This is a genomic window from Xanthomonas axonopodis pv. maculifoliigardeniae, assembly GCF_041519315.1.
GTDB classification, from domain to species: domain Bacteria; phylum Pseudomonadota; class Gammaproteobacteria; order Xanthomonadales; family Xanthomonadaceae; genus Xanthomonas; species Xanthomonas euvesicatoria.
In genome coordinates, this window is the sequence record NZ_CP167998.1 from 852,110 (window position 1) to 873,359 (window position 21,250).

Below are 21,250 nucleotides of genomic sequence, written 5' to 3' on the forward strand. Positions count from 1 at the left end.
CACTGAGGCGCTTTTGCGATTTCCGATTCCCTTTTCCCGATTCCCGTCGCCATGCCCGAATTCGATCTAATTGCCCGTCTGCGTGCGCGCATTGCAGCGCGTGCCGATGTGCCGCTGGGCATTGGCGACGATGCGGCGTTGCTGCAGCCGCCGGCCGGTGAACAGTTGGCGATCACTGCCGATACGCTCAATGCAGGCGTGCATTTTCCGCACGAGACGCGCGCTGACGATCTGGGCTGGAAGACCCTGGCGGTCAATCTCTCCGATCTGGCGGCGATGGGCGCGCAACCGCGTTGGTGCACCTTGTCGTTGTCGTTGCCGCACGACGATGCGGCATGGGTGGATGGCTTTGCCGATGGCTTCTTCGCGCTGGCTGATGCACACGACATTGTGCTGGTCGGTGGCGACACCACGCGCGGGCCGTTGTCGTGCGCGGTGACTGCGATCGGCAGCCTGCCGCCGGGCGCCGCGCTGCGGCGCGATGGTGCGCGCGTTGGCGATGATGTGTGGGTGACCGGCGCGCCGGGTGAAGCCGCCGCCGCGTTGGCGTTGTGGCAGGCCGGCCAGTTGGATGTGACCTGCGCGGCGGCCGACCCGTTGCACGAGCGCTGGCGCGGCCGCCTGCTGCGTCCGCAGCCCCGCGTGCAGGCGGGGCTGCGCCTGCGCGGGCTTGCGCATGCCTGCGTGGACATCTCCGACGGGCTGCTGGCCGATCTGGGGCATCTATGCGAACGCAGCGGCGTGGGTGCGCGCCTGGTGCTCGCGGCCTTGCCGGCGATGCCGCGCAGTGCCGGAATCGACGTGGTGCAGTGCCTGGGCTGGCAACTCGGCGGTGGCGACGATTACGAGTTGTGTTTCACCGCCGCGCCGCAGCATCGCGATGCCGTGGCGCAGGCAATGGAATTTGCAACGGTGGCTGCAACGCGCATCGGCCAGATTGTCGCCACGCCCGGCGTGGTGGTACACGACGCCGAGGGCAACCCCTGGCACCCACCGCAGCGCGGCTACCAGCATTTCGTCGGCTGAGGCGTGGGGTTGGAGCGTGCAGTGGATGCGGGCAGTGCCGATGCGCTGCGCTGAGACGATGCTGCTGCGCTGATCGTTGGGTGCCGTAGCGGAGGCGGCGGTGGCGCCTGCTGCGAAGTTGGTGGAGCGCATTGGAAACAACGGGTGCTGCCAGCCCTCATCCGCCCTCCGGGCACCTTCTCCCGCGAGCGGGAGAAGGCAGCGAACCGGTTTGCCCGGCCGCTCCCGCTTGCGCAAGCAACGAATCCCGAATCCCGGCCCTTGAGCCATACCGTACCGTCTGGTACGTTCGCCCCGTTCTCCCCCGAACCACGGATGCATCGCAGTTGCCGCTGGGCCATCCCGGCCTGGCCTTGCGTGGGAGACAGCAGCATGAGCAAGCGTTGGATCGGGAGCATCGCCGCACTGGCGTTGCTGTTGGCATCGGCGTCGGCCGTGGCAGGCGCCTTCAGCAAGACCTATGAACGCATTCCCGGCTGGGACGGTGCCCAGATGGGCGCATTGGTGTTGGTGCCGCAAGGGCAGGGCGCCGGGCCGTTTCCGCTGATCGTGATGCCGGCCAGCTGGTCGTTGCCCAATCTGGAATATTTGGGGCGCGCCACCCAACTGGCCAGCGACGGCTACGTGGTGGTCAGCTATACCTCGCGTGGATTCTGGGATTCGGCCGGGCAGATCGATATCGCCGGGCCGGACACGGTGGAAGACGTCAGCGCGGTGATCGACTGGGCGTTGGCGCATACGCCGGCCAATCCGAATGCGATCGGTGCGTCGGGCATTTCGTACGGTGCGGGCATCAGCCTGCTGGCGGCCGAGCGCGACCCGCGGATCAAGGCGGTGGCTGCGCTCAGCGGTTGGGCCGATCTCGAAGCGGCGCTGTATTCCAATCGCACCGTCAGCCAGCAGGGCGTCGGCCTGCTGGTGGGTGCGGGCGCACTCACCGGCCGGGCCGGCCCGGATCTGGCGGAGATCGGCACACGCGTGGCGCAAGGCGATTACGATGGCGCGGTGCAGGGCTTCCTGCCGCAGGCCGCCTCGCGCAGCCCTGCGACCGATGTGGCAGCGCTCAACGCGCGTGGGACCGCGGTCTTGTTGGGTAATGCCTTCAACGACGGCCTGTTTCCGCCGAACCAGACCATCGCGTTCTTCAACCAGTTGCGTGGCCCCAAACAACTGCTGCTCAGCCAGGGCGATCACGCCACCGCAGAGCTGCCTGGTGCATTGGGATTGCCGAATGAGATCTATACCGCGACCACGCGCTGGTTCGATCGCCATCTCAAGCAGGTGCGTAATGGCGTAGATGCCGAAGCACCGGTGCGGCTGTCGCCACGTGCCGGGCAATGGCTGGACTATCCGGACTGGGCATCGGTGCAACAGGCAACCACGCAGCTGGGTCTGTCCGCACCAGCCAGCTTGCTGACTCCCACCGGTGGATTGACCGGCGGGACGTTCAGCGGGTGGCAATCGCGCATCGCCACCGACGTGCCGACCGTGGCCGATTCCGGGGTGGTGCTGGTCAGCGGTTTGCTGCAAGGCATCGGCCTGCCGGTGAGCACCTCGATTCCGCTGGTCAACCGCGCCGGTGCCGCCGTGTGGGTCGGCTCGCCATCGACCAGCACCCGGCGCCTGGCCGGTAGCCCGTCGCTACGCGTGACAGTGGTGCCCAGTCAGTCCAACGTCAGTCTGTTCGCGTATCTGTACCGCATGGATGGCTTGGGCGTCGCGCAACTGATCACGCATGCGCCGTACTCGTTGCGCAATTCCACACCGGGCCGTGCAGTCACCCTGGACTGGCCACTGCAGGCGGCGGCAACCGAGATTCCCGCAGGGCAGCGACTGGTGTTGGTGATCGACACCCGCGACGCGCGCTACACCGATGCCAGCGAGGGCGGTGGCACGGTGACATTCACCTCGCCAGTTGCAGCGCCCTCCGTGTTGAACGTGCCGCTTCGGTAGGGCAGCACGCCGTATCTGCATCGTCCCAGATCGTCCGCCGCGAGACTGGCGAACAGCGGCGGGTGGCGTGCCAGCCGCCGAACCCGCATCTGCATCGGTCACGTCGCGTTCGCCCAGGCGAACGCGATTTCTGGCTGTGCGCGCGGACACGAGGTCGCTTTCGGGAAAGTACGCACGAAGCCTAACTCGATGCCGCTGCTGCGGCACACCGCAGGAGACCCGAGATGCCGATCACCCGAACCGGTCTGCCGCACGCTGTGGCGTCAACCAGCCAAACGCAGGAGACGTCGCAGGCTTCGGCGAGTCAAGGAGTCGTCGACTCAAGCACAGTGCCACCCCGGCGTGCCGAGACGTTCGACGGGCTATCTGCGCTGCCGAATGATCTACGCCGCGAGATTGCGCAGCGGTGTGGACCGCGCAGCCTCGTGCGCCTGGGCAGCGTCTCGCGGCAGATGGCGGAAGACACCAGGGATGTGCGAGCGTTCCTGACAGCGAGGCCGCGCTATGACCCGAGCTTGGAGTTCGGGGACGTCCATACTGCAGAAAGCATGCGTGTCGCCCTGGACGAAGTGGCGCATTTCCCCTACCCGGACGATGAGGAGCGCAGCGAGCAGATATTGCGCGGATACGGAAGGCTTGCAGCGCGGATTCCATCATTGCCGCAGGCGCAGCGATTTGAGGCGTTTACCGCGGTGTTGAATCACGCCACCCGCCATTCCGGGAACATGGCATTTCGCGTGGTGGCGCGCTTGACGGATGACCTGGGATGCTTGCCCGAGGACCTGCGCGCGCTCGCGTTCCATGCAATCTTGCCCAGTTTGATTGCCACGCGCCGGCAAGCGCTGCAGGCTGCTGCCGGAGCAGCGCACGTTGGCCACATAGGGGCAGTCGCAGAGGCTGATGCAGGGGGCGTGCAAGGTGATGGTGAGCCAGGGCCGCAAGGCGCTGCGGCTCCGGCCCAGGGTGGCGCTGCCGGAGGCATCGGCGGAGCGCTTCCGTTTAATTTGCTGGCATCGGCGATCAGGCATCTGCCCGAGGAGGCAGTCAACCTGGCGATCACCGAGGCTGCTGCACTCCAGAGCGGCCCACGCCTGCTGGCAGAGGTGACCCTACGGCTGCATCTTGTCGGATTGGAGCCGATCCATCGATTCCAGCAAGCGTATGCGCAGCTTGCCGAGCACCTCGCGCGTTCCGGCGATGGAGCCGAAGCCTTGACCCACCTGGTGGCCTTGTTGAACAGACTGCCCGATCCGGGAGTGCGCCAGGCTGCCTTCAGGGAATTGACGCGCGCCGTGCACGCATTGGACAGCACAGAGAGTGGCGCTGCGGTGCTGAGGCGGTTGGCTGGGGCGTTGCCGCACCAGCCTGCCGCGGTGCGTTACCTGTGCAGCCTTGATGTGCTTGCAGCGGCGGCGAGCCTCTTCCCGAGCGAGCAGATACCGGTCATTGCCGCCGTCCGTGCGCAGGCTGTTGCGATCCCGAACCAGGCCGCTGAACTTATCGCCAGATGCGACGACGCGATCGCCACGGCCAGCATGATGCTTGCGACTGTGTCGCGCAGGTATATGGACATGTGAGCACTGATTGATTGAGTGTGGTCTGGTCACGCAGCGGACGCGCGTGCCTGAAGCCCCCCTGTCCGGCGCGACCCTTGAGCAGATGGAACTTCGCAGCGTCGCTGCCATCTGCGTGCCTGCAGCTGGCGCAGCCAGGCAAGCCAACCGTCGGAACGCGCGGCGGGCCATCTGGTTGAGGCGCAGCGCTGGCCCGCGCATTTTATGCGGACTTTACGCAGCGCCGGCGGCAGATCCATAGCGACTTTACGCGGCCCAGGCAGAGACTGCGCAGGTTGGCGGAGCGGTTCCGCCGTGGACGATCCCGATGCATCCCTTGACCTGTCTGCTCCATCGGCGCTGCGCGCACGGTGCGGCTGCGCTTTGCCATGTTGGCACGCACACGCTTCCTACGCCGTTGCACATCGCACTTATCGTGCCGCCGTGCGCGCGTTCGGGGGAGTGATCGACATGCCTGGCTGGTTGTCCCTGTTGTGCGGCGTGGCCGTACTCGTTGTTGCTGCGTACCTGCTGTACGTGGTGCTGCGGCCCGAAGACTTCTGATCCGAGCACGCCTCAATGACTGAAACTTTTCTTGTGTACGCGCTGGCCATCGTGCTGGCGTGGCCCCTGGGCCGTTACATGGCTGCGGTGATGCGCGGTGCACCGATGCGCGGCGATGCGCTGTTCGGCTGGATCGAACGGCCGTTGTATGCCTTGCTTGGCACGCGTCCGCAGCAGGGCATGTCGTGGCGCGGATACAGCATGGCATTCCTGCTCAGCAACCTTGTTGTTGGTTTGCTGACCTGGGTGGTGTTCATGACCCAGGCATGGCTGCCGTTCAACCCGGATGCCATCCCCAACATGCGGTGGGATACCGCCCTGCACACCATGGTGTCGTTCGTCACCAACACCAATCAGCAGCATTACTCTGGCCAGGCGCAGCTGTCGTATCTGTCGCAGATGACCGGCATCGTCGGCCTGCAGGTGGTGACGCCGATGATGGGCTTGGCATTGGCGGTTGCAACGCTGCGCGCATTGTTCGGTGGGCGTGCCGCCAAACAGGCGTCGATTGCCGCAACGAATCCGGACACGGCGGCCGTGGCGGAGAGTTCGGAGCCGGAACCGTCGCGTCCGGGGCGCCAGCACAGCGGGTCGGGATTGGAAGCCCTGCCTGAAGCGGACGTCGGCAATTACTGGGCCGACGTGATTCGCTCCAGCGTGCGCGTGTTGTTGCCGCTGTGCCTGCTGTGGACCGTGCTGCTCGGCTGGCAGGGCGTGCCGTCGACATTACAGGGCGCGGCGACGGCAACGCCATTGGATAGCAGCGCGGGCATGCCCAAGCAGACCATTGCGGTGGGCCCGGTTGCGGCGATGGTGGCGGTGAAACAGCTCGGCACCAATGGCGGTGGCTGGTATGGCCCCAATAGTTCGGTGGCGCTGGAAAACCCAACGCCGTTGAGCAATCTGCTTGAAACGCTCGCATTGGTCTTGCTGCCGATGAGCGTGGTGTTCATGGTCGGCTACCTGACCGGGCGCAAGCGCCTGACGGCATTGGTGTTCGGCACGATGCTCACGATGTCAGCCGCGTCCACCGCGCTATTGCTGTGGTCCGAAGCGCATTCGGCCAGCGCCAGCTCGCCGGCGCTGATGGAAGGCAAGGAAGTGCGCATCGGTGCCGATGCCTCGGCATTGTGGGCGGCGTTGACCACGCAGACCTCCAATGGCTCGGTCAATGCGATGCACGATTCGTTGGCGCCGTTGAGTGGCCTGGTCACGCTGGTGGACATGCTGATCAACGCCATCTGGGGCGGTATCGGCTGTGGTCTGCAGCAGTTTGTGGTGTATCTGTTGCTGAGCGTGTTTCTGGCCGGTTTGATGACCGGGCGCACGCCGGAGTTGTTCGGCCGCAAGATCGAATCGCGCGAAGTGCAGTTGCTGGCGCTGTTGATCCTGCTGCAGCCGCTGGTGGTGCTGGGCTTTACCGCAGTGGCGCTGGCTGTCCCGGCACTGACTGCCAATTCCAACCCCGGCTTCCATGGCATCAGCCAGGTGTTCTACGAGTACACCTCTGCATTCGCCAACAACGGTTCGGGTTTCGAAGGCCTGGGCGATGCCACGTACTGGTGGAACCTGAGCTGTTCGGCGGTGCTGGCGCTGGGACGGTATCCGGCGTTGATCCTGCCGCTGATGGTGGCCGCCCGCATGGCAGTCAAGCGGCGTGCGCCGGAATCGGCCGGCAGCCTGCAGGTCGAAACGCCCACCTTTGCGCTGACCCTGATGGCGATCGTGATCGTGCTGACCGTGCTGCAGTTCATGCCGGCACTGGTGCTGGGCCCTATCGCTGAACACCTCGCCCTGGCGGCGTCCTGAGAGTTTTGAGCAATGTCTACGATCGATACGACTGAAAAACGCGAGCGCGGTGACGCAGCGTTGTTCGATGCCGCCGTGCTGGTTGCGGCGATGCGTGCGGCGTTCGCCAAGTTGGCGCCGCGGCATCTGCTGCGCAGCCCGGTGATGGCGGTGGTGATGGGCGGTACCTTGCTGGCGGCGGTGATCACCGCCGCCAGCGGGCATTCGCATGCCGGCTTCGGCTGGGCGGTGACGGCGATCCTGTTCGTCACCGTGCTGTTCGGCAATTTTGCCGAAGCCATCGCCGAAGCGCGCGGTCGCGGCCAGGCTGCATCGCTGCGGCGTGCGCGCAAGGACCTGGTGGCACGCAGGGTGGAAACCGCACTCGGTGGCCGCGAAACGCGTGTGCCGGCAGCGGAGTTGCGTCCGGGCGATTACGTCATGGTATCCGAAGGCGAGTTCGTGCCGGCCGATGGCGAGATCGTGCGCGGTGTGGCCACCATCAACGAAGCGGCGGTGACCGGCGAATCGGCACCGGTACTGCGCGAGGCCGGTACCGATCGCAGCGGCGTGATCGGCGGCACGCGCGTGCTCTCCGACGAGATCGTGTTCAAGGTCACTGCCGAACCGGGACACAGCTTCCTCGATCGCATGATCGCGTTGGTGGAAGGTGCCAACCGGCAAAAGACACCGAACGAAATCGCGCTGACCTTGTTGCTGGCCGCGATGACGCTGACGTTCTTGATCGTGGTGGCATCGTTGCCGGCGATCGCGGGCTTTGTCGGCGTCACGCTGGATCCGCTGCTGCTGATCGCGTTGCTGGTGTGCCTGATCCCGACCACCATCGGCGGGCTGTTGCCGGCGATCGGTATCGCCGGCATGAACCGCGCGCTGTCGGCCAATGTGCTGGCCAAATCGGGCAAGGCCGTGGAAGTGGCCGGCGACGTGGATGTGCTGCTGCTCGACAAGACCGGCACCATCACCTACGGCGACCGCCAGGCCACCGCATTCCATCCGCTGGCCGGCGTCGACCGTGCGCAACTGCGCGATGCGGCCATGCTCGCTTCGCTGGCCGACCCCACGCCGGAAGGCAAGTCCATCGTCAAGCTGGCGCGTCAGCAAGGTGCGGTCGCAGTGGAAGCCGAGGGTGGGCATTTCATTGCGTTCACCGCGCAGACGCGCATGTCCGGCGTGGATATCGGTGGGCGCAGCATCCGCAAGGGCGCCGGCGATGCGATCGTGGCGTATGTGCAGGCGCAGGGCGCAACGGTCTCGCCGGAATTGCAGGGCCGTATCGAGGACGTCGCACGTGGCGGTGCCACGCCGTTGGTGGTGGCCGAAGGCCGTCATGTGCTCGGTGTGGTCGAGTTGAGCGACGTGGTCAAGCAGGGCATCAAGGAAAAATTCGCGCAGCTGCGTGCGATGGGCATCAAGACCGTGATGATCACCGGCGACAACCCGCTCACCGCGGCGGCGATCGCTGCCGAAGCCGGCGTGGACGACTACATCGCCCAGGCACGCCCGGAAGACAAGCTGGCACGCATCCGTGCCGAACAGACGGGTGGACGGCTGGTGGCGATGGTCGGCGACGGCACCAACGACGCCCCGGCGCTCGCGCAGGCCGATGTGGGCCTGGCAATGAACTCCGGCACCCAGGCGGCCAAGGAAGCCGGCAACATGGTGGATCTGGATTCGGATCCGGCCAAGTTGCTGGCGGTGGTGGAAGTGGGCAAGCAGCAGCTGATCACGCGTGGCGCGTTGACCACCTTCTCGCTGGCCAACGACGTTTCCAAGTACTTCGCGATCCTGCCGGCGCTGTTTGCAGCCGCCATCCCGTCGATGGCAGCGCTCAACGTGATGCAGCTCTCCAGTCCGCGTCATGCGGTGCTGGCGGCCTTGATCTTCAATGCGTTGATCATTCCGGCATTGATTCCGCTGGCGTTGCGCGGGGTGCGTTTTCGTCCTTCCAGTGCCACCGCGCTGCTGCGCCGGAACATGCTGATTTACGGCGTGGGCGGCGTGTTGCTGCCGTTCGCGGCGATCAAAGTGATCGATCTGGCGCTGGTTGCCGTCCTCGGTGCCTGAGCCACGCGTGATGCCCCTTTCTACTTCCGGGAACATGTCCATGTCTTCTTCCTTGCCATTACGCGACGGCGGCGTTGTGCGCGGTTCGCTGATGCTCGCGGTGTTCATCTTGTTCGGGTTGGGCCTGGCCTACTCGCTGATCGCCACCGGCATCACCGGTGCGCTGTTCTCCGAGCAGGCCACCGGTTCGCTGGTGCGCGTCGATGCGCGCGTGGTTGGTTCGGCCTTGGTGGCCCAGCCGTTCACCGATGCGCGCTATTTCCAGCCGCGTCCGTCGGCCGCCAAGTACGACCTCACCGCCGCGGCCGGCAGCAACCAGGCCCGCTCCAATCCCGATTTGCTGGCCCGTATCGCGACCACGCGTGCACAAGTGGCCGCACGCGACGGCATCGCCCCTGAAGCCGTACCGGGCGAGCTGCTGACCCAATCCGGCAGCGGCCTGGACCCGCACCTGAGCCCGGCCGGCGCCCGGGTACAGATCCGCCGGGTGGCCGCCGCACGCGGCTGGCCCGAGCAACGCGTTGCCGCCCTGGTGCAGGCGGCGACCGAAGCGCCCCAGTTCGGGCTGCTTGGGCAGCCGCGGGTGAATGTGTTGGCTTTGAACCTCGCGTTGGATGAGGCCGGGGGCCGGAACCCGGGACCGGGGACCCGGGAAATGCCGAAGCAGTAACTGCAGGATTACGCATTTGCTTGTTGCCAAGCGTGCTACCTGCCAACGCAGTCATCATGCAGCATTGCGCGGTAGGCTCTTCCGGGGCCCGGGGCCCGGGTCCCGCTTCGCCCACTCCCAATCCCCGACTGTCCATTCCCGCATGTCCGATGCCCGCACCCAGCAAGCCGACGCCCTGATCGGCGAATTACAGCGCGAACATGGTGGGCGGCTGACGGTGTTCCTGGGCGCCGCGCCCGGAGTCGGCAAGACTTACGCCATGTTGTCGCGGGCGCGCGAGCGCCTGCGCCAGGGCATGGATGTGGTGGCCGGCGTGGTGGAGACGCACGGGCGCAGCGAAACCGCGGCGCTGCTGGAAGGCGTGCCGCTGCTGCCGCGCGCCCGGGTCAGTTACCAGGGCCGCATGCTGGAAGAACTGGATCTGGATGCACTGCTGGCACGCAAACCGCGGCTGGCCCTGATCGACGAGCTGGCGCACCGCAACGTGCCCGGCAGCCGCCATGAGCGGCGCTGGCAAGACATCGTGGAGTTGCTCGATGCCGGCATCGACGTCTACACCACGGTCAACATCCAGCACCTGGAAAGCCTCAACGACATCGTGCTGCGCATCACCGGCGTGCGCGTGTCCGAGACCGTGCCCGATGCCGTGTTCGACCGCCTGCGCGACATCGTGCTGGTGGACCTGCCGCCACGCGAACTGATCGAGCGCCTGCAGCAGGGCAAGGTGTATCTGCCCGAGCAGGCCACGCAGGCGTTGCAGGCGTTTTTCTCGCCTTCCAACCTCACCGCGTTGCGCGAGCTGGCGATGCAGACCGCTGCCGACCGCGTCGACAGCGATCTGCGCGATACCCAGGCCGCGCGCGGCCTGCCTGGCACCGCTGCGTTGCGACGCCGCGTGGTGGTAGCCATCGATGGCCGTGGCAGCTCGGATTATCTGGTGCGCGTGGCGCGGCGCCTGTCGGAGCGGCGCGATGCACCGTGGACGGTGGTCACCGTCCAGACCCGCACCGTGACCGATGCGGCCTGGCAGCTGGAAATCGATCGCGCATTCGCGCTCGCCCATCGTCTCGGTGGCGACAGCGCGCTGCTGCACGGCACCAACGTGGCCGATGCCTTGCTGGATTTCGCTTCGCAAAACGGCATTTCCACCCTGGTGCTGGGGCGCACCCGCGAGCGCCCGCTGGCGCGCATGTTCAACCACACGCTGACCCAGCAATTGCTGCAACGTGGCGCGCATTACGAATTGGTCATCGTCAGCTCCGCCGATGCGCGCGCACGTGCGCGCCAACGCTGGCGCAACCCGCGGCAATGGCTGCAGCGTTACGACATGGCGTTCGCTGCGATCGCGGCAGCCGGTGCGGTGGGGGTGGCGTGGTTGCTGCAACGCTGGACCGATATCGACGACCTGTCGATGGTGTTCATCGTCGCGGTGGTGCTGGTGGCCTCGCGCACACGCATGGCTGCGGCGGTGGTTGCCGCATTGCTGAGTTTTGTCGCCTACAACTTCTTCTTCATTGAACCGCGTTTCACCTTGCAGATCAGCGCGCGCCAGGGCGTGGTGACGGTGTGCATGTTCTTGATCGCCGCGTTGGTCGCCGGCCGGCTGGCCTCGCGCCTGCGCAGCCAGGTACTGGCCTTGCGCGCGGCCAATGCGCATGCCAACGCCTTGCAGGCACTGGGTCGCCAGCTCAGCACCGCGGCCGATCTGGGGCAGGTGCTGGAAGCCGGCCGTCGCGCGCTGACCACTGCTCTGGATGCCGACGTCTGGCTACGCCTGGAGCAGCGCGAAAGCGACGCACCCGCCAGCTTCGGTGCGCTCGATCGCAGCGCCGCAGACTGGACCCAGCGCCACGGCCAACCGGCCGGCCGCTTCACCGATACCCTGGCCGGCGCGCAATGGTGGTGCCTGCCGGTGCGCCACGAGCGCGGCACGCTGGGTGTGGCCGCGCTGCGCTTTCGGCAGACCCTGCAACGGCCCGGCCTGGAGCAACGCCGCCTGGCCGAAGCGATGGTGGAAGACATCGGCCAGGCCGCGCTGCGCACGCGCCTGGTCGCCGATCTGGAAGGCGCACGCGTCAGTGGTGAAACCGAGCGCCTGCGTTCTGCCTTGCTCTCGTCGGTCTCGCACGATCTGCGCTCGCCGCTGGCCTCGATGATCGGCTCGGCCAGCAGCCTGGCCAGCTACGGCGATGCGATGGACGCGCACGACCGCCACAGCCTGCTCGACACCATCCAGCTCGAAGGCGAGCGACTGGATCGCTACATCCAGAACCTGCTCGACATGACCCGGCTCGGCCACACAGGCCTGACCTTGAATCGCGACTGGATCGGCGTCGATGAATTGATCGGCTCGGCCACCCGCCGCCTGCAGCGCTACCAGCCGGAGGTGCGCCTGCAACTGGACCTGGCCGCCGACCTGCCGGCGATCTGGGTGCACCCGGCGCTGGTGGAACAGGCCATCTTCAACGTGCTGGAAAATGCGGCGAAATTTTCGCCAGCCGGCGTGCCGGTGACCGTGCACGCGCAGCTGCGCGCCGGCGCGCTGCAGATCGACATCGGCGACCAGGGGCCGGGCATTCCCGAAGACGAGCGCGCGCGGATCTTCGACATGTTCTACAGCGTGGAGCGCGGTGACCGCGGGCGCAACGGCACCGGCTTGGGTCTTGCCATCTGCCAGGGCATGATCGGCGCGCACGGGGGCAGCGTGGAGGCATTGGCAGGCGCGCATGGTCACGGCACCACAATCCGCATTACGCTGCCGTTGCTCGTTCCCGCCGCGCCACCTCGCCCCGATGCCGACTGACCTCACCGCCATCCCGCCCGCCCGCGTGCTGATCGTCGACGACGAGCCGCAGATCCGTCGTTTTCTCGACATCAGCCTGCGTGCGCAGGGCTATCGCGTGCTGCAGGCCGGCACCGGCGAAGAAGGCCTGGCCTTGCTGGCCGGGCAGGGCGCCGAATTGGTGGTGCTGGACATCGGCCTGCCCGATCGCGATGGGCATGAAGTCCTGCGCGAGATCCGCCAGTGGTCCAACGTGCCGGTGATCATGCTCACGGTGCGCGCCGGCGAAACCGAAAAGGTCGCCGCGCTCGATGCCGGCGCCAACGACTACGTCACCAAGCCCTTCGGCGTGCAGGAATTGATGGCCCGCATCCGCTCGTTGCTGCGCCAGGCCGGCGCCGGCAGCACGGTGGAAGAAAGCGTGTTCGACGACGGCCGGTTGCATATCCATCTGGGCCTGCGCGAGGTTACCCTGCATGGCGAGGCCGTGCCGCTGAGCCGCAAGGAATACGCCTTGCTCGCACTGCTGCTCAAACACGCCGGCCGCGTGGTCACCCAGCCGCAGTTGCTGCGCGAGGTGTGGGGCCCCACCCACGAAGAAGACACCCACTACCTGCGCATCCTGGTCGGCAAACTGCGCCAGAAACTGCAGGACGACGCCGCCGACCCGCACTACATCGTCACCGAGCCGGGCGTGGGGCTGCGGTTTATCGGGGGCACGCGGTGAGTCCTGCGCGTCGCTAGGCGGGCGGCAACACCTTCCCCGGATTCAAGATGCCATCCGGATCCAGCGCGGCCTTGATCGCGCGCATGGCCGCCAGCGTGGCTGGATTGAACGCCTGGCTCATGAAATCGCGCTTGGCCACGCCGATGCCGTGTTCGCCGGAGAGCGTGCCCTCCAGCGCCAGCACCAGCGTAAACAGCCGTGGCAGGGCGGCGTGTGCGCGGGCATCTTCGTCGGCATCGGCCGGGTCGTACATGATGTTGACGTGCAGGTTGCCGTTGCCGGCATGGCCGAAGGCGACGATGGGCAGCGCGAATTCCGCAGCGAGTGCTTCCACGCCGGCGACGAGTTCGGGAATGCGCGACACCGGCACCACCACGTCCTCATTGATCTTGCCCGGCTTGATGGTGCGCAAGGCCGGCGACAAGGCACGGCGTGCGGCCCACAACCTGTCGCGCGCGCTGCCATCGGCGGCCACGTCCAGGCCCAGTACGCCCTGGCCATCGGCCGCCTCGTGCAGGGCTTGCAGCGCGTAGGGCAAGGTGTCGTGATCGCCGTCGGCTTCGATCAACAGCATGGCGCCGGCGTCGGGTACGTCGCTGCCATTGCGGCGTAGCAGCGCAATCGCGCTGGCATCCATGAATTCCAGCATGGTCGGCGTGGTCGGTTGTGCCATCAGCCGCGACACTGCGGCTGCGGCGCTGGAGGCATCGCGATACAGCGCGCGCAGGCCGGCTTGCGCGATTGCGCGCGGGGTCAGCTTTAAGGTCGCCTCGACGATGATCGCCAGGGTGCCCTCGCTGCCCACCAGCAAGTGGGTGAGGTCGTAACCGGTGGAATTCTTGGTATACGCACCGCCGCAGCGGATCACCTCGCCGGTGCCAGTGACGGCCACCAGGCCGAGCACGTTGTCGCGGGTGGCGCCGTATTTCACCGCGCGCGGGCCGCCGGCGTTGGTGGATAGATTGCCGCCGACGCTGCAGATCTCCGCGCTGGACGGATCCGGCGGCCAGAACAATCCGTGCGGCTGCAGCGCCTGCTGCAGGTCGCCATTGAGCACGCCCGGTTGCACCACCGCGCAGCGGTCTTGCGGACGCAGTGCCAGGATCTGGTTCATGCGCGCCATCGACACCACCACGCCGCCGGAAAACGGCACCGCCGCGCCGGTGGTGCCGGTGCCGGCGCCGCGCGCCACGATCGGCACGCCGTGCGCACGGCACGCCTGCACGATCGCCACCACCTCATCGGTGTCGCGCGGCAACGCCACTGCGGCAGGCAATGCCCAGCGGCGCGAATCGTCTTCGCCATAGCGGCGGCGCGCATCGTCGCCGGTCAACCAGCCATCGGTACCCAGGCGCGTGGCCAATACCTCGGCAAGTGCGGTGGGAAGTACATCGGTCATGACTTGCGATCCTGTGGTGCCGCGCGCTGGATGCATTTCCACCCCAGCACGGCGACGGTGAGCGGCAGCCAGACCCAGCGCAGCTCGGAGAGCAGCGTGCTCAGGCCACGCGCATTGAAGAAGCCGGTGGCAAATGGCGACACCCGGATCGGCCGCCATGGTGCGAACCAGCGTGTCTGGCTCCACGGCCAGCCCAGTGCCACGCCCAGGCCGCCGGAAGTCATCGCATCCAGCAGCGGGTGAGAGGCGGCACAGACGAACAAAAACACAGACGCCTGCACGGCATCCGCGCGCAACAGGCGATGTGACGCAACGCCGAGCAACCCCACGATTGCGGCGAACAACAGCGAGTGGCTGGCACCGCGATGACCAAACGCATCGGCGTAGGGAATGTGCAGCGCGAACGCCAGCACATCGGCATCGGGCAGCGTCGCCGCCGCCACGCCGGCCGCGAGCAGGCGTGGCGAGATGCGGCCGCGTTCACTGGCGCACCACAGCGCCAATGGCACGGCTGCGTGGGTCATGACGGTTGGCATAAAAACGTTGGCGTGAGCGTCGGTGGCGGTCAGCAATCGTCGGCGCGGAACGCGTCGCGGATCCAGTGCAATACCGGCGGTTCGCCGCTGGCATCGACCACATCGAAGCGGCACGGCAGCGCGGCCAGGGCCGGGTGGGCGCCAAGAAACAACTGCGCGGCCAGCACCAGTTTGCGACGTTTGCGCCAGTCCACCGATGCCGCACCGCCGCCGAAGCGGTCGTCGCGCCGGTAACGCACTTCCACAAATACCAGCGCTGGCCCGTCGCGCATCACCAGATCCAGTTCGCCGCCACGGTAGTTGGCATTGCCAACCACCAGCCGCAGCCCGGCCTGCTCCAGCAACGCGCGTGCGGCCGCTTCGACCGCCGCACCACGCTGCTGACGCGCTGCCGGCATGGCTCAGCGGCCGTCGGCGATCGGCGTCGGGCGGCCGCCGCTGAAGGTGGACCAGGCCGGCGTGCGCAACACATTGCCGAAGCCATCCAGGTGCAGGGTGCCGGTGGCGCCGCGCAGGCCGCCATCGGTGCCGGTGGCGAGTTTTTCCAGGTACGCAGTGATCTTCCAGGCGTCGTAGCCGAACGCGAACAGGCGGGCGGCCGGGCCGCGTGCGCTGGGCAGGGTGCTGGCCACCTGGCTGACCGCCGGCAGGCCGGACACGCCCAGGGCGGTCCAGGTTTCGCTCGGGTAGACGATGCCATCCAGCGCCAGATCGTCTTCGACCTTGCCGGTGCCGGCCACCAGTTGCGAGGTACCCACGCGCGATTTGCCGGCGAACCCGGCCAACGCCAGCTGCGGCGCCAGCGCACGCGCAGTATTGCCGCGCACTGCCAGAAACACTGCATCGGCAGTGCCGTAATTGCGCAACTGCGCACCGATATCGCCCGGCGCATCGGCCACGCTGATGCTGCCGGCCACCGTGCCGCCGCGTTCGCTGAAACGGTCGCGGAAGGCCTTGATGGTGCGCTTGCCGTTGTCGTCGCTGGTGCCGACGATCAGCACGTTGCGGCGTTCGCGCGAGAGCAGGTATTCGGCGGCCATGATGCCGTCGTCTTCCGGCGCCAGCGAGAAGCCTGCGCTGCCGGTGGGCGGGGCCTTGTTGTCGGTGGGGCGGTTGAGCGCCAGCACCGGCACCGCCAACTGGCCGCGCGCAAACAGCGCGCTGACCTCGTCGCGCCCCAACGGGCCGACCACGTAATCCACCCCGGCGTTGACCGCCTTGTCGTAGGCGGCATTGGCGCCGGCCGGGGTGCCGGCGGTGTCGAAGAACTGCACTTCCGGGCGGCGGCGGGTTTCGGCGTAGTAGCCGGCCAGCAGGCCATCGCGTACCGGCGCGGCGGCGGTGGCCAGGTTGCCGGTGATCGGCAGCAGCACGCCCAGCTTGACCGGCGGGCGGTAGCCATCGCGCTCGGCCGGCGGGCGTTTGCTGGTGTCGAAGCCCCACTGCGCATCGCGCTCGAAGGCGCGCGGCAACGCCAGGCCACGGCTGATCAACGCGCGCCCGGCAAAGTTGTACAACGGGTCGCCGGCCGGCAGTGCCGCGGTGCGGCCCTTGAGGGTGGCGTCGTCGAGCGCGGCAAGCAGGCGCACGATCGCGCGCTGGTTGTCGCTGCGCACGGTGCCGGTCAGGCTGGCATCGGCACGCGCGCGGTCGGCTGCGGCGCCGAACAGGTCGCCGGTGGCTTCCAGCGCCGCAGCGCGTGCCACCAGCCAGCGCGTCTGCAGCGGCTGGGTCAGCCCCTGCGGGCTGTCGCCCAGGGCCTGCAACGCCTGCGCGCCCTGCTTGTCGAGCACCGCCAGCTCGCCGGTGAGCAGCCCGAAGCGAGCCCGCTCCTCGCCGCTCAGGTGGCGTGGGTTGACCTGCGCCAGCAGCGTGCGGGCCCGCGCATCGTCACCGGCGTCGTGCCAGCCGAACGCCGCGGCCGCCAGCAACCGGCTGCGCTGCGCGCCGCTGGCACTGGCGGCTTCGGCTTCCAACTGCTGCGCGGCGTCGCGCGGTTTGCCCTGATCCAGCAGTGCCAGCGCTGCGCTCTGCGTCGGCGAGGCGGTCGGCGTGACGCTGCTGGTGGCGCAACCTGCGGCCAGCATCACCATCAGCGAAAGGGCAGAGATCCTTGCAACACGCTTGTTCATTTCAGATCCATTGGACAGGGGCCGCCGGGGCGGACCGTTAAAAACGCTACGATTCTACCCTTTGCCCCCGGAAAACCGCTGATGACGTCCCCTGGAACCCTGCACGTGGTCGCCACGCCGATCGGCAACCTGGCCGACCTGTCGCCGCGCGCGCAGGAGGTGTTGCGTGGCGTGGCCGCGATCTGCGCCGAAGACACGCGCCATACCCGCCAGTTGCTCGGCCATTTCGGCATCGACCGCCCGCTGCTGGCGCTGCACGACCACAACGAAGACGCCATGTCCGAACGCATCGTGGCGCGCCTGCGCGAAGGCGAGTCGCTGGCCATCGTCAGCGACGCCGGCACCCCGTTGGTGAGCGACCCCGGTTTCAAGCTGGTGCGCGCCGCCCGTGCGGCCGGCATCAAGGTCAGCCCGGTCCCGGGCGCCTGTGCGGCGATCGCCGCGCTCAGCGTGGCCGGCCTGCCCAGCGACCGTTTCGGCTTCGAGGGATTTCTGCCGGCCAAGAGCGCCGCCCGCCGCGAGCGCCTGGCGCGGCTGGCCGGCGAGACCCGCACCCTGGTGTTCTACGAGTCCTCGCACCGCATCGTCGAATCGTTGGCCGACCTGCGCCTGGCCTTCGGCGATGACCGCCCGGCGGTGATCGCCCGCGAGCTGACCAAACTGTTCGAAACCGTGCTCGACGGCAGCCTGGCGCAGCTGCAGGCCCAGGTCGAAGCCGACGACAACCAGCGCAAGGGCGAGTTCGTGGTGATGGTGCAGGGCGCCGCCGACGCTGCCGACGGGCAGCTCGCCGAAGGCCGCCGCGTCTACGCCAAGCTCGCCGAGCACCTGCCCCCGTCCACCGCCGCCAAGCTCGCCGCCGAGCTGACTGGCGCGCCGCGGAAGGCGTTGTATGGCGGCTAATGCGGTCATCCCAGGAGCATGCCTGAACGCGACGGTGGTGGGTCGGTACCCCCTTTCGCGCACGGGTGCGCTCCTACAAGGCAATGGCCAGCGTGAAATCGCCGCGCCGTTTTGTACTGCAGCGATAGCGTAGAATGCGCCCCGGCGGAGTCGGCCAGACAGTCGCGTCACTCGCAAGAGTGCCGAGGAAAGTCCGGGCTCCATAGGGCAAGGTGCCAGGTAACGCCTGGGCGGCGCAAGCCGACGGACAGTGCAACAGAAAGATACCGCCTACGTTCCCTTCGGGGAGCCGGTAAGGGTGAAATGGTGCGGTAAGAGCGCACCGCGAGTCCGGTAACGGACCGGCACGGCAAACCCCACCTGGAGCAAGACCAAATAGGGATCCATTGGCGTGGCCCGCGCTGGATCCGGGTAGGTTGCTTGAGCGCTGCGGTGACGTAGCGCCTAGACGAATGACTGTCCACGACAGAACCCGGCTTATCGGCCGGCTCCGCCGCCTTCGTTCGGGCGTTCGCCCTTCTCGAAGGCGCCCACGCTTTGTACCGCCGCAGGCGATACAAAACGCGGGTCCCGCTCCGGGCATTCCACATCCCCGCGGCTGTCGCCGCGCCCCCTTGACTCAAGGGGGCTTGCAGGTAGGCAGTTGGTCGAGGCGTAGGTCGTTGGTCGAGGCTCTCGCGACGCGTCGCCGCCTTCATTCGGGCGTTCGCCCTTCTCGAAGGCGCCCACGCTTGGTACCGCTGCAGGCGGTACAAGACGCGGGTCTCGCTCCGGGCCTGCCACATCCCCGCGGCTGTCGCCGCGCCCCCTTGATTCAAGAGGGCTTGCACTCGGTAAGTTGTCTGTTGCTTTCGGCTGTTTGCGATCAATGCGATTGCTGCTTCGATCTTTACTGCTTGGCTTGGGCTTTGCCCTCGCGGCGAACGCTGTGTGCGTTGCTGCGGCCTTGCTTGACGCGTTTTTTTCTGTTTTGCGCTTAACCGAACGAGCGGGTGAGCAGCTCGTCCAGGGCGTCGATGATGATCTGGCCTTGGTCCTTCAATGTGCCGGCAGGTTTGTTGAGCACGGCCAGCGGCACGGAGGTCATTTCCAGAGGCTGCAGGATGACGCTGTGGCCGGCGACGGTGAGTTCCGGGGTGAAACGGGATGGGGTCGGGGAGTGGCCGGACTTGATGACCAGGGGCACGACGACGCGGCGAGGAGAGGCGTCGAAGATCTTCGACTGGACCACCACCACGTACGGGATGTTCTTGTTCTGGCCGACATTGGCGTAGACATCGAACTGGCCGGTCATAGCGTGGAGAACTCGTCGGCGAAGGAGCCGTGCGCTTCAGTGAAGACCTTCCATTCGCTCGCGGCGCGTTGCAGCTCAAGCGCTCTGGCGCTGTGGTTGTCGCGTTCCTTGGTGACGTACTCGGCCAGCAACTCTTCCACCTTTGCCGAAAGGTTGCCAGTCATCGCGCGGGCTTGCGCCGCCAAGTCGGCATTGATGGTCAGATTCAGCGGCTTCTTCTGCGCTGAAACGTCGTAATAGCGATTCATGCGTTGGCTCCTGGTTTATGCGCACGCTATGCGCATGATTGTGGCTTGTCAACGCGAGCCAGGGATCTCCAGGCGTGTCTCGCCCTGGAAACTCCCATTCGGCCCGAAGCGTCGTTCGTGGATGAAGCCGTGGCCGTGATGGTCTACCGCAACGATGGTGCTGGCGCGGGTGCCGTAGCTGGGGCCGCTGATGAAGGCGGCCGAGAGCAGGCGTTCGGTGGGCAGGTCCACGCCGGTCTGCGGCAGCGCAGCGTCGGGGGCGATGGCCGGGTTGCCCAGGGCGGCCCACAGCGGCTGCAGGTCTTCCTCGCCGCTGGCGCACCAGCGGTGCAGCACCCTGGTCAGCGCGGCGGTCTTGGGCCACGGCGCATCCAGCGGCCCGTTGGACATGCCATGGATGCCCGCAGCCAGTTGCCGTGCCAGCGGCGGGTGGTTGCTCAGGTGCTCGCAACGGTCGGCGTCGCACAGCAACAGGTTGAAAGGTGGGAACTCGTGGGCGGCACCAGCCAGTGCGTTGGCGTAGGCAGTAGCGCTCAGGCTGCCAGACAGATAGTCGGCGATCAGATGCCCGCGCGAGCGCCCCGAGGCCGTGGCGAGCGGGTCACGCACGTTGGTGACCACCGCAGCGCGTCCGTCCCGACCCAGGCCAACCCAACTGCCACCGGAGCGTAGGTCGCGGCCGGCCAGCATGTTGTCGGCCGGCGCCGCCCAGCGCGTCAGTGCCGCAGTGGGACGTTCATGGAATTCGTCGCGGTTGCCCGCCAGCAGCAAACGCCAGCGCGGGTGGGCTTTCCAGGCAAGAGCGACCAGACACATGCCGCCGATTGTCACCTTGTTTGCGCAGTTGGGATACGTAGCTGGCGCAATGTGAAGTGAGACGGCAGTCGGGTTTACATGGCCTTCACCGCCCTGAATTTCCGTTCAATCTCAAAATATGAGACGAAACAGCAACTTGTGGATAACCTTTGAACAAGTCTCTAAAGAGTGCCGCAACTCATTGATGCAACTGGCGATTTGTGGTCTTGAAAACTGTTGACAACCTTTGACGCACTGCTAAGGTGGGCAACGGAGGGAAAACCAGGTGTTTTGTGGTTTTTCGTGGTTCAATGATCCCCCAGCGGGTATTCGAGGTTGCATTCGGTGTTTCAGGGCGAGACTGCCATCACGGTGGACGACAAGGGGCGTATGGCGGTGCCAACCGCATACCGCGACCTCGTTGCGCGTGTCAGCGGCAATCGCCTGGTCCTCACCTACAACCCCTTCGAAGCCGGATGCCTGTGGCTATATGCGGAAAAGGAGTGGGAGCGGGTGCGCGACGACGTGATGTCCAAGCCCAATACCCAGCGCGTGGTCCGCACGCTGCAACAGAAGCTGGTGGGTTCATCCGCCGTGCTGGAGCTGGACGCCAACGGCCGTCTGAGCATTCCGGCCAGCCACCGCAATGCGGTGGGCATCGAAAAAAAGGCCGTGCTGCTGGGCATGGGCGACAAGTTCGAACTCTGGAGCGAGCAGGCACATCGCGCACTGATCCAGCAGACATTGTCTGACGGGGATCTGGGCGATGAATTGCTCGATCTCAGGTTGTGAGCC

At 66.8% G+C, this 21,250-nt stretch carries 18 protein-coding genes and 1 other RNA gene; 12 read left to right on the plus strand and 7 right to left on the minus strand.

Translation table 11 applies throughout. The annotated features are described in order from the left end of the window. Window positions 1-51: 51 nt before the first annotated feature. The 9 genes from thiL (at window position 52) to ACDH77_RS03725 (ending at window position 13,148) form a co-directional block, all read left to right on the plus strand. Window positions 52-1,026 carry a thiamine-phosphate kinase gene (gene thiL / locus ACDH77_RS03685; RefSeq protein ID WP_008576787.1) on the plus strand — a complete coding sequence of 325 codons (975 nt, stop codon included), beginning with the start codon at window positions 52-54 and terminating at the stop codon, window positions 1,024-1,026. A 372-nt stretch (window positions 1,027-1,398) separates the two neighbouring features. Beyond that, entirely contained in the window at window positions 1,399-2,979 is a 1,581-nt protein-coding gene (locus tag ACDH77_RS03690) for a CocE/NonD family hydrolase (protein WP_372353739.1), read from the plus strand. Between the two features lie 224 nt (window positions 2,980-3,203). After that, on the plus strand, window positions 3,204-4,556 hold the full coding sequence (gene xopI / locus ACDH77_RS03695) for a type III secretion system effector F-box protein XopI (protein WP_372353740.1): 1,353 nt from the start codon (window positions 3,204-3,206) through the stop codon (window positions 4,554-4,556). Between the two features lie 447 nt (window positions 4,557-5,003). Continuing rightward, the gene (locus tag ACDH77_RS03700) at window positions 5,004-5,096 is read left to right on the plus strand and encodes a potassium-transporting ATPase subunit F (RefSeq protein ID WP_042774062.1); all 93 of its coding nucleotides are present in this window, start codon (window positions 5,004-5,006) and stop codon (window positions 5,094-5,096) included. 15 nt (window positions 5,097-5,111) lie between these two features. After that, window positions 5,112-6,905 (plus strand): potassium-transporting ATPase subunit KdpA, encoded by a 1,794-nt coding sequence (gene kdpA, locus ACDH77_RS03705; protein ID WP_031421080.1) that lies wholly within the window; start codon window positions 5,112-5,114, stop codon window positions 6,903-6,905. A 12-nt stretch (window positions 6,906-6,917) separates the two neighbouring features. Continuing rightward, a complete protein-coding gene (kdpB, locus tag ACDH77_RS03710; protein ID WP_372353741.1) occupies window positions 6,918-8,969 on the plus strand; it encodes a potassium-transporting ATPase subunit KdpB in 2,052 nt (683 codons plus the stop codon). 40 nt (window positions 8,970-9,009) lie between these two features. After that, a complete protein-coding gene (gene kdpC, locus ACDH77_RS03715) occupies window positions 9,010-9,639 on the plus strand; it encodes a potassium-transporting ATPase subunit KdpC (protein WP_031421082.1) in 630 nt (209 codons plus the stop codon). 142 nt (window positions 9,640-9,781) lie between these two features. Further along, window positions 9,782-12,442: a sensor histidine kinase KdpD gene (locus ACDH77_RS03720; protein WP_031421084.1), complete on the plus strand. Its 2,661-nt coding sequence runs from the start codon at window positions 9,782-9,784 to the stop codon at window positions 12,440-12,442. Then, window positions 12,432-13,148, plus strand: coding sequence for a response regulator (locus tag ACDH77_RS03725; RefSeq protein WP_014089386.1), 717 nt, complete (start codon window positions 12,432-12,434; stop codon window positions 13,146-13,148). The genes ACDH77_RS03720 and ACDH77_RS03725 overlap by 11 nt, the downstream gene beginning before the upstream one ends. A gap of 13 nt (window positions 13,149-13,161) precedes the next feature. Here ACDH77_RS03725 and ACDH77_RS03730 read toward each other — a convergent pair whose 3' ends face one another. The 4 genes from ACDH77_RS03730 to ACDH77_RS03745 are packed head-to-tail and all read right to left on the minus strand — an operon-like array spanning window position 13,162 to window position 17,176. Further along, entirely contained in the window at window positions 13,162-14,547 is a 1,386-nt protein-coding gene (locus ACDH77_RS03730) for an FAD-binding oxidoreductase (protein ID WP_031421086.1), read from the minus strand. Then, a complete protein-coding gene (locus tag ACDH77_RS03735; RefSeq protein WP_042773797.1) occupies window positions 14,544-15,083 on the minus strand; it encodes a metal-dependent hydrolase in 540 nt (179 codons plus the stop codon). The genes ACDH77_RS03730 and ACDH77_RS03735 overlap by 4 nt, the downstream gene beginning before the upstream one ends. Before the next feature lie 29 nt (window positions 15,084-15,112). Then, the gene (locus tag ACDH77_RS03740) at window positions 15,113-15,481 is read right to left on the minus strand and encodes a YraN family protein (RefSeq protein WP_014089389.1); all 369 of its coding nucleotides are present in this window, start codon (window positions 15,479-15,481) and stop codon (window positions 15,113-15,115) included. Between the two features lie 3 nt (window positions 15,482-15,484). Next, window positions 15,485-17,176 (minus strand): penicillin-binding protein activator, encoded by a 1,692-nt coding sequence (locus ACDH77_RS03745; protein WP_014089390.1) that lies wholly within the window; start codon window positions 17,174-17,176, stop codon window positions 15,485-15,487. Between the two features lie 120 nt (window positions 17,177-17,296). Between ACDH77_RS03745 and rsmI the strand changes: the two genes are divergently transcribed. Together rsmI and rnpB are read left to right on the plus strand one after the other, a co-directional pair. After that, window positions 17,297-18,118, plus strand: coding sequence for a 16S rRNA (cytidine(1402)-2'-O)-methyltransferase (gene rsmI, locus ACDH77_RS03750; RefSeq protein WP_029818675.1), 822 nt, complete (start codon window positions 17,297-17,299; stop codon window positions 18,116-18,118). A gap of 146 nt (window positions 18,119-18,264) precedes the next feature. Then, window positions 18,265-18,614: RNase P RNA component class A (gene rnpB, locus ACDH77_RS03755), an RNA gene on the plus strand. A gap of 480 nt (window positions 18,615-19,094) precedes the next feature. Here rnpB and ACDH77_RS03760 read toward each other — a convergent pair. The 3 genes from ACDH77_RS03760 to ACDH77_RS03770 are packed head-to-tail and all read right to left on the minus strand — an operon-like array spanning window position 19,095 to window position 20,476. Next, entirely contained in the window at window positions 19,095-19,412 is a 318-nt protein-coding gene (locus ACDH77_RS03760; protein ID WP_031421091.1) for a CcdB family protein, read from the minus strand. After that, window positions 19,409-19,660 (minus strand): type II toxin-antitoxin system CcdA family antitoxin, encoded by a 252-nt coding sequence (locus ACDH77_RS03765; protein WP_008571282.1) that lies wholly within the window; start codon window positions 19,658-19,660, stop codon window positions 19,409-19,411. The genes ACDH77_RS03760 and ACDH77_RS03765 overlap by 4 nt, the downstream gene beginning before the upstream one ends. Window positions 19,661-19,708: 48 nt before the next feature. Beyond that, window positions 19,709-20,476, minus strand: coding sequence for an NRDE family protein (locus tag ACDH77_RS03770; protein ID WP_042774063.1), 768 nt, complete (start codon window positions 20,474-20,476; stop codon window positions 19,709-19,711). Between the two features lie 315 nt (window positions 20,477-20,791). Between ACDH77_RS03770 and mraZ the strand changes: the two genes are divergently transcribed. After that, on the plus strand, window positions 20,792-21,247 hold the full coding sequence (mraZ, locus tag ACDH77_RS03775) for a division/cell wall cluster transcriptional repressor MraZ (protein WP_005910933.1): 456 nt from the start codon (window positions 20,792-20,794) through the stop codon (window positions 21,245-21,247). Window positions 21,248-21,250: the final 3 nt, after the last annotated feature.

What these genes read in the sequence shown, in the direction of transcription:
- thiL (WP_008576787.1), top strand. Translation starts at nt 52, where the DNA reads ATGCCCGAATTCGATCTAATTGCCCGTCTGCGTGCGCGCATTGCAGCG.
- ACDH77_RS03690 (WP_372353739.1), top strand. Translation starts at nt 1,399, where the DNA reads ATGAGCAAGCGTTGGATCGGGAGCATCGCCGCACTGGCGTTGCTGTTG.
- xopI (WP_372353740.1), top strand. Translation starts at nt 3,204, where the DNA reads ATGCCGATCACCCGAACCGGTCTGCCGCACGCTGTGGCGTCAACCAGC.
- ACDH77_RS03700 (WP_042774062.1), top strand. Translation starts at nt 5,004, where the DNA reads ATGCCTGGCTGGTTGTCCCTGTTGTGCGGCGTGGCCGTACTCGTTGTT.
- kdpA (WP_031421080.1), top strand. Translation starts at nt 5,112, where the DNA reads ATGACTGAAACTTTTCTTGTGTACGCGCTGGCCATCGTGCTGGCGTGG.
- kdpB (WP_372353741.1), top strand. Translation starts at nt 6,918, where the DNA reads ATGTCTACGATCGATACGACTGAAAAACGCGAGCGCGGTGACGCAGCG.
- kdpC (WP_031421082.1), top strand. Translation starts at nt 9,010, where the DNA reads ATGTCTTCTTCCTTGCCATTACGCGACGGCGGCGTTGTGCGCGGTTCG.
- ACDH77_RS03720 (WP_031421084.1), top strand. Translation starts at nt 9,782, where the DNA reads ATGTCCGATGCCCGCACCCAGCAAGCCGACGCCCTGATCGGCGAATTA.
- ACDH77_RS03725 (WP_014089386.1), top strand. Translation starts at nt 12,432, where the DNA reads ATGCCGACTGACCTCACCGCCATCCCGCCCGCCCGCGTGCTGATCGTC.
- ACDH77_RS03730 (WP_031421086.1), bottom strand. Translation starts at nt 14,547, where the DNA reads ATGACCGATGTACTTCCCACCGCACTTGCCGAGGTATTGGCCACGCGC.
- ACDH77_RS03735 (WP_042773797.1), bottom strand. Translation starts at nt 15,083, where the DNA reads ATGCCAACCGTCATGACCCACGCAGCCGTGCCATTGGCGCTGTGGTGC.
- ACDH77_RS03740 (WP_014089389.1), bottom strand. Translation starts at nt 15,481, where the DNA reads ATGCCGGCAGCGCGTCAGCAGCGTGGTGCGGCGGTCGAAGCGGCCGCA.
- ACDH77_RS03745 (WP_014089390.1), bottom strand. Translation starts at nt 17,176, where the DNA reads ATGGTGATGCTGGCCGCAGGTTGCGCCACCAGCAGCGTCACGCCGACC.
- rsmI (WP_029818675.1), top strand. Translation starts at nt 17,297, where the DNA reads ATGACGTCCCCTGGAACCCTGCACGTGGTCGCCACGCCGATCGGCAAC.
- ACDH77_RS03760 (WP_031421091.1), bottom strand. Translation starts at nt 19,412, where the DNA reads ATGACCGGCCAGTTCGATGTCTACGCCAATGTCGGCCAGAACAAGAAC.
- ACDH77_RS03765 (WP_008571282.1), bottom strand. Translation starts at nt 19,660, where the DNA reads ATGAATCGCTATTACGACGTTTCAGCGCAGAAGAAGCCGCTGAATCTG.
- ACDH77_RS03770 (WP_042774063.1), bottom strand. Translation starts at nt 20,476, where the DNA reads ATGTGTCTGGTCGCTCTTGCCTGGAAAGCCCACCCGCGCTGGCGTTTG.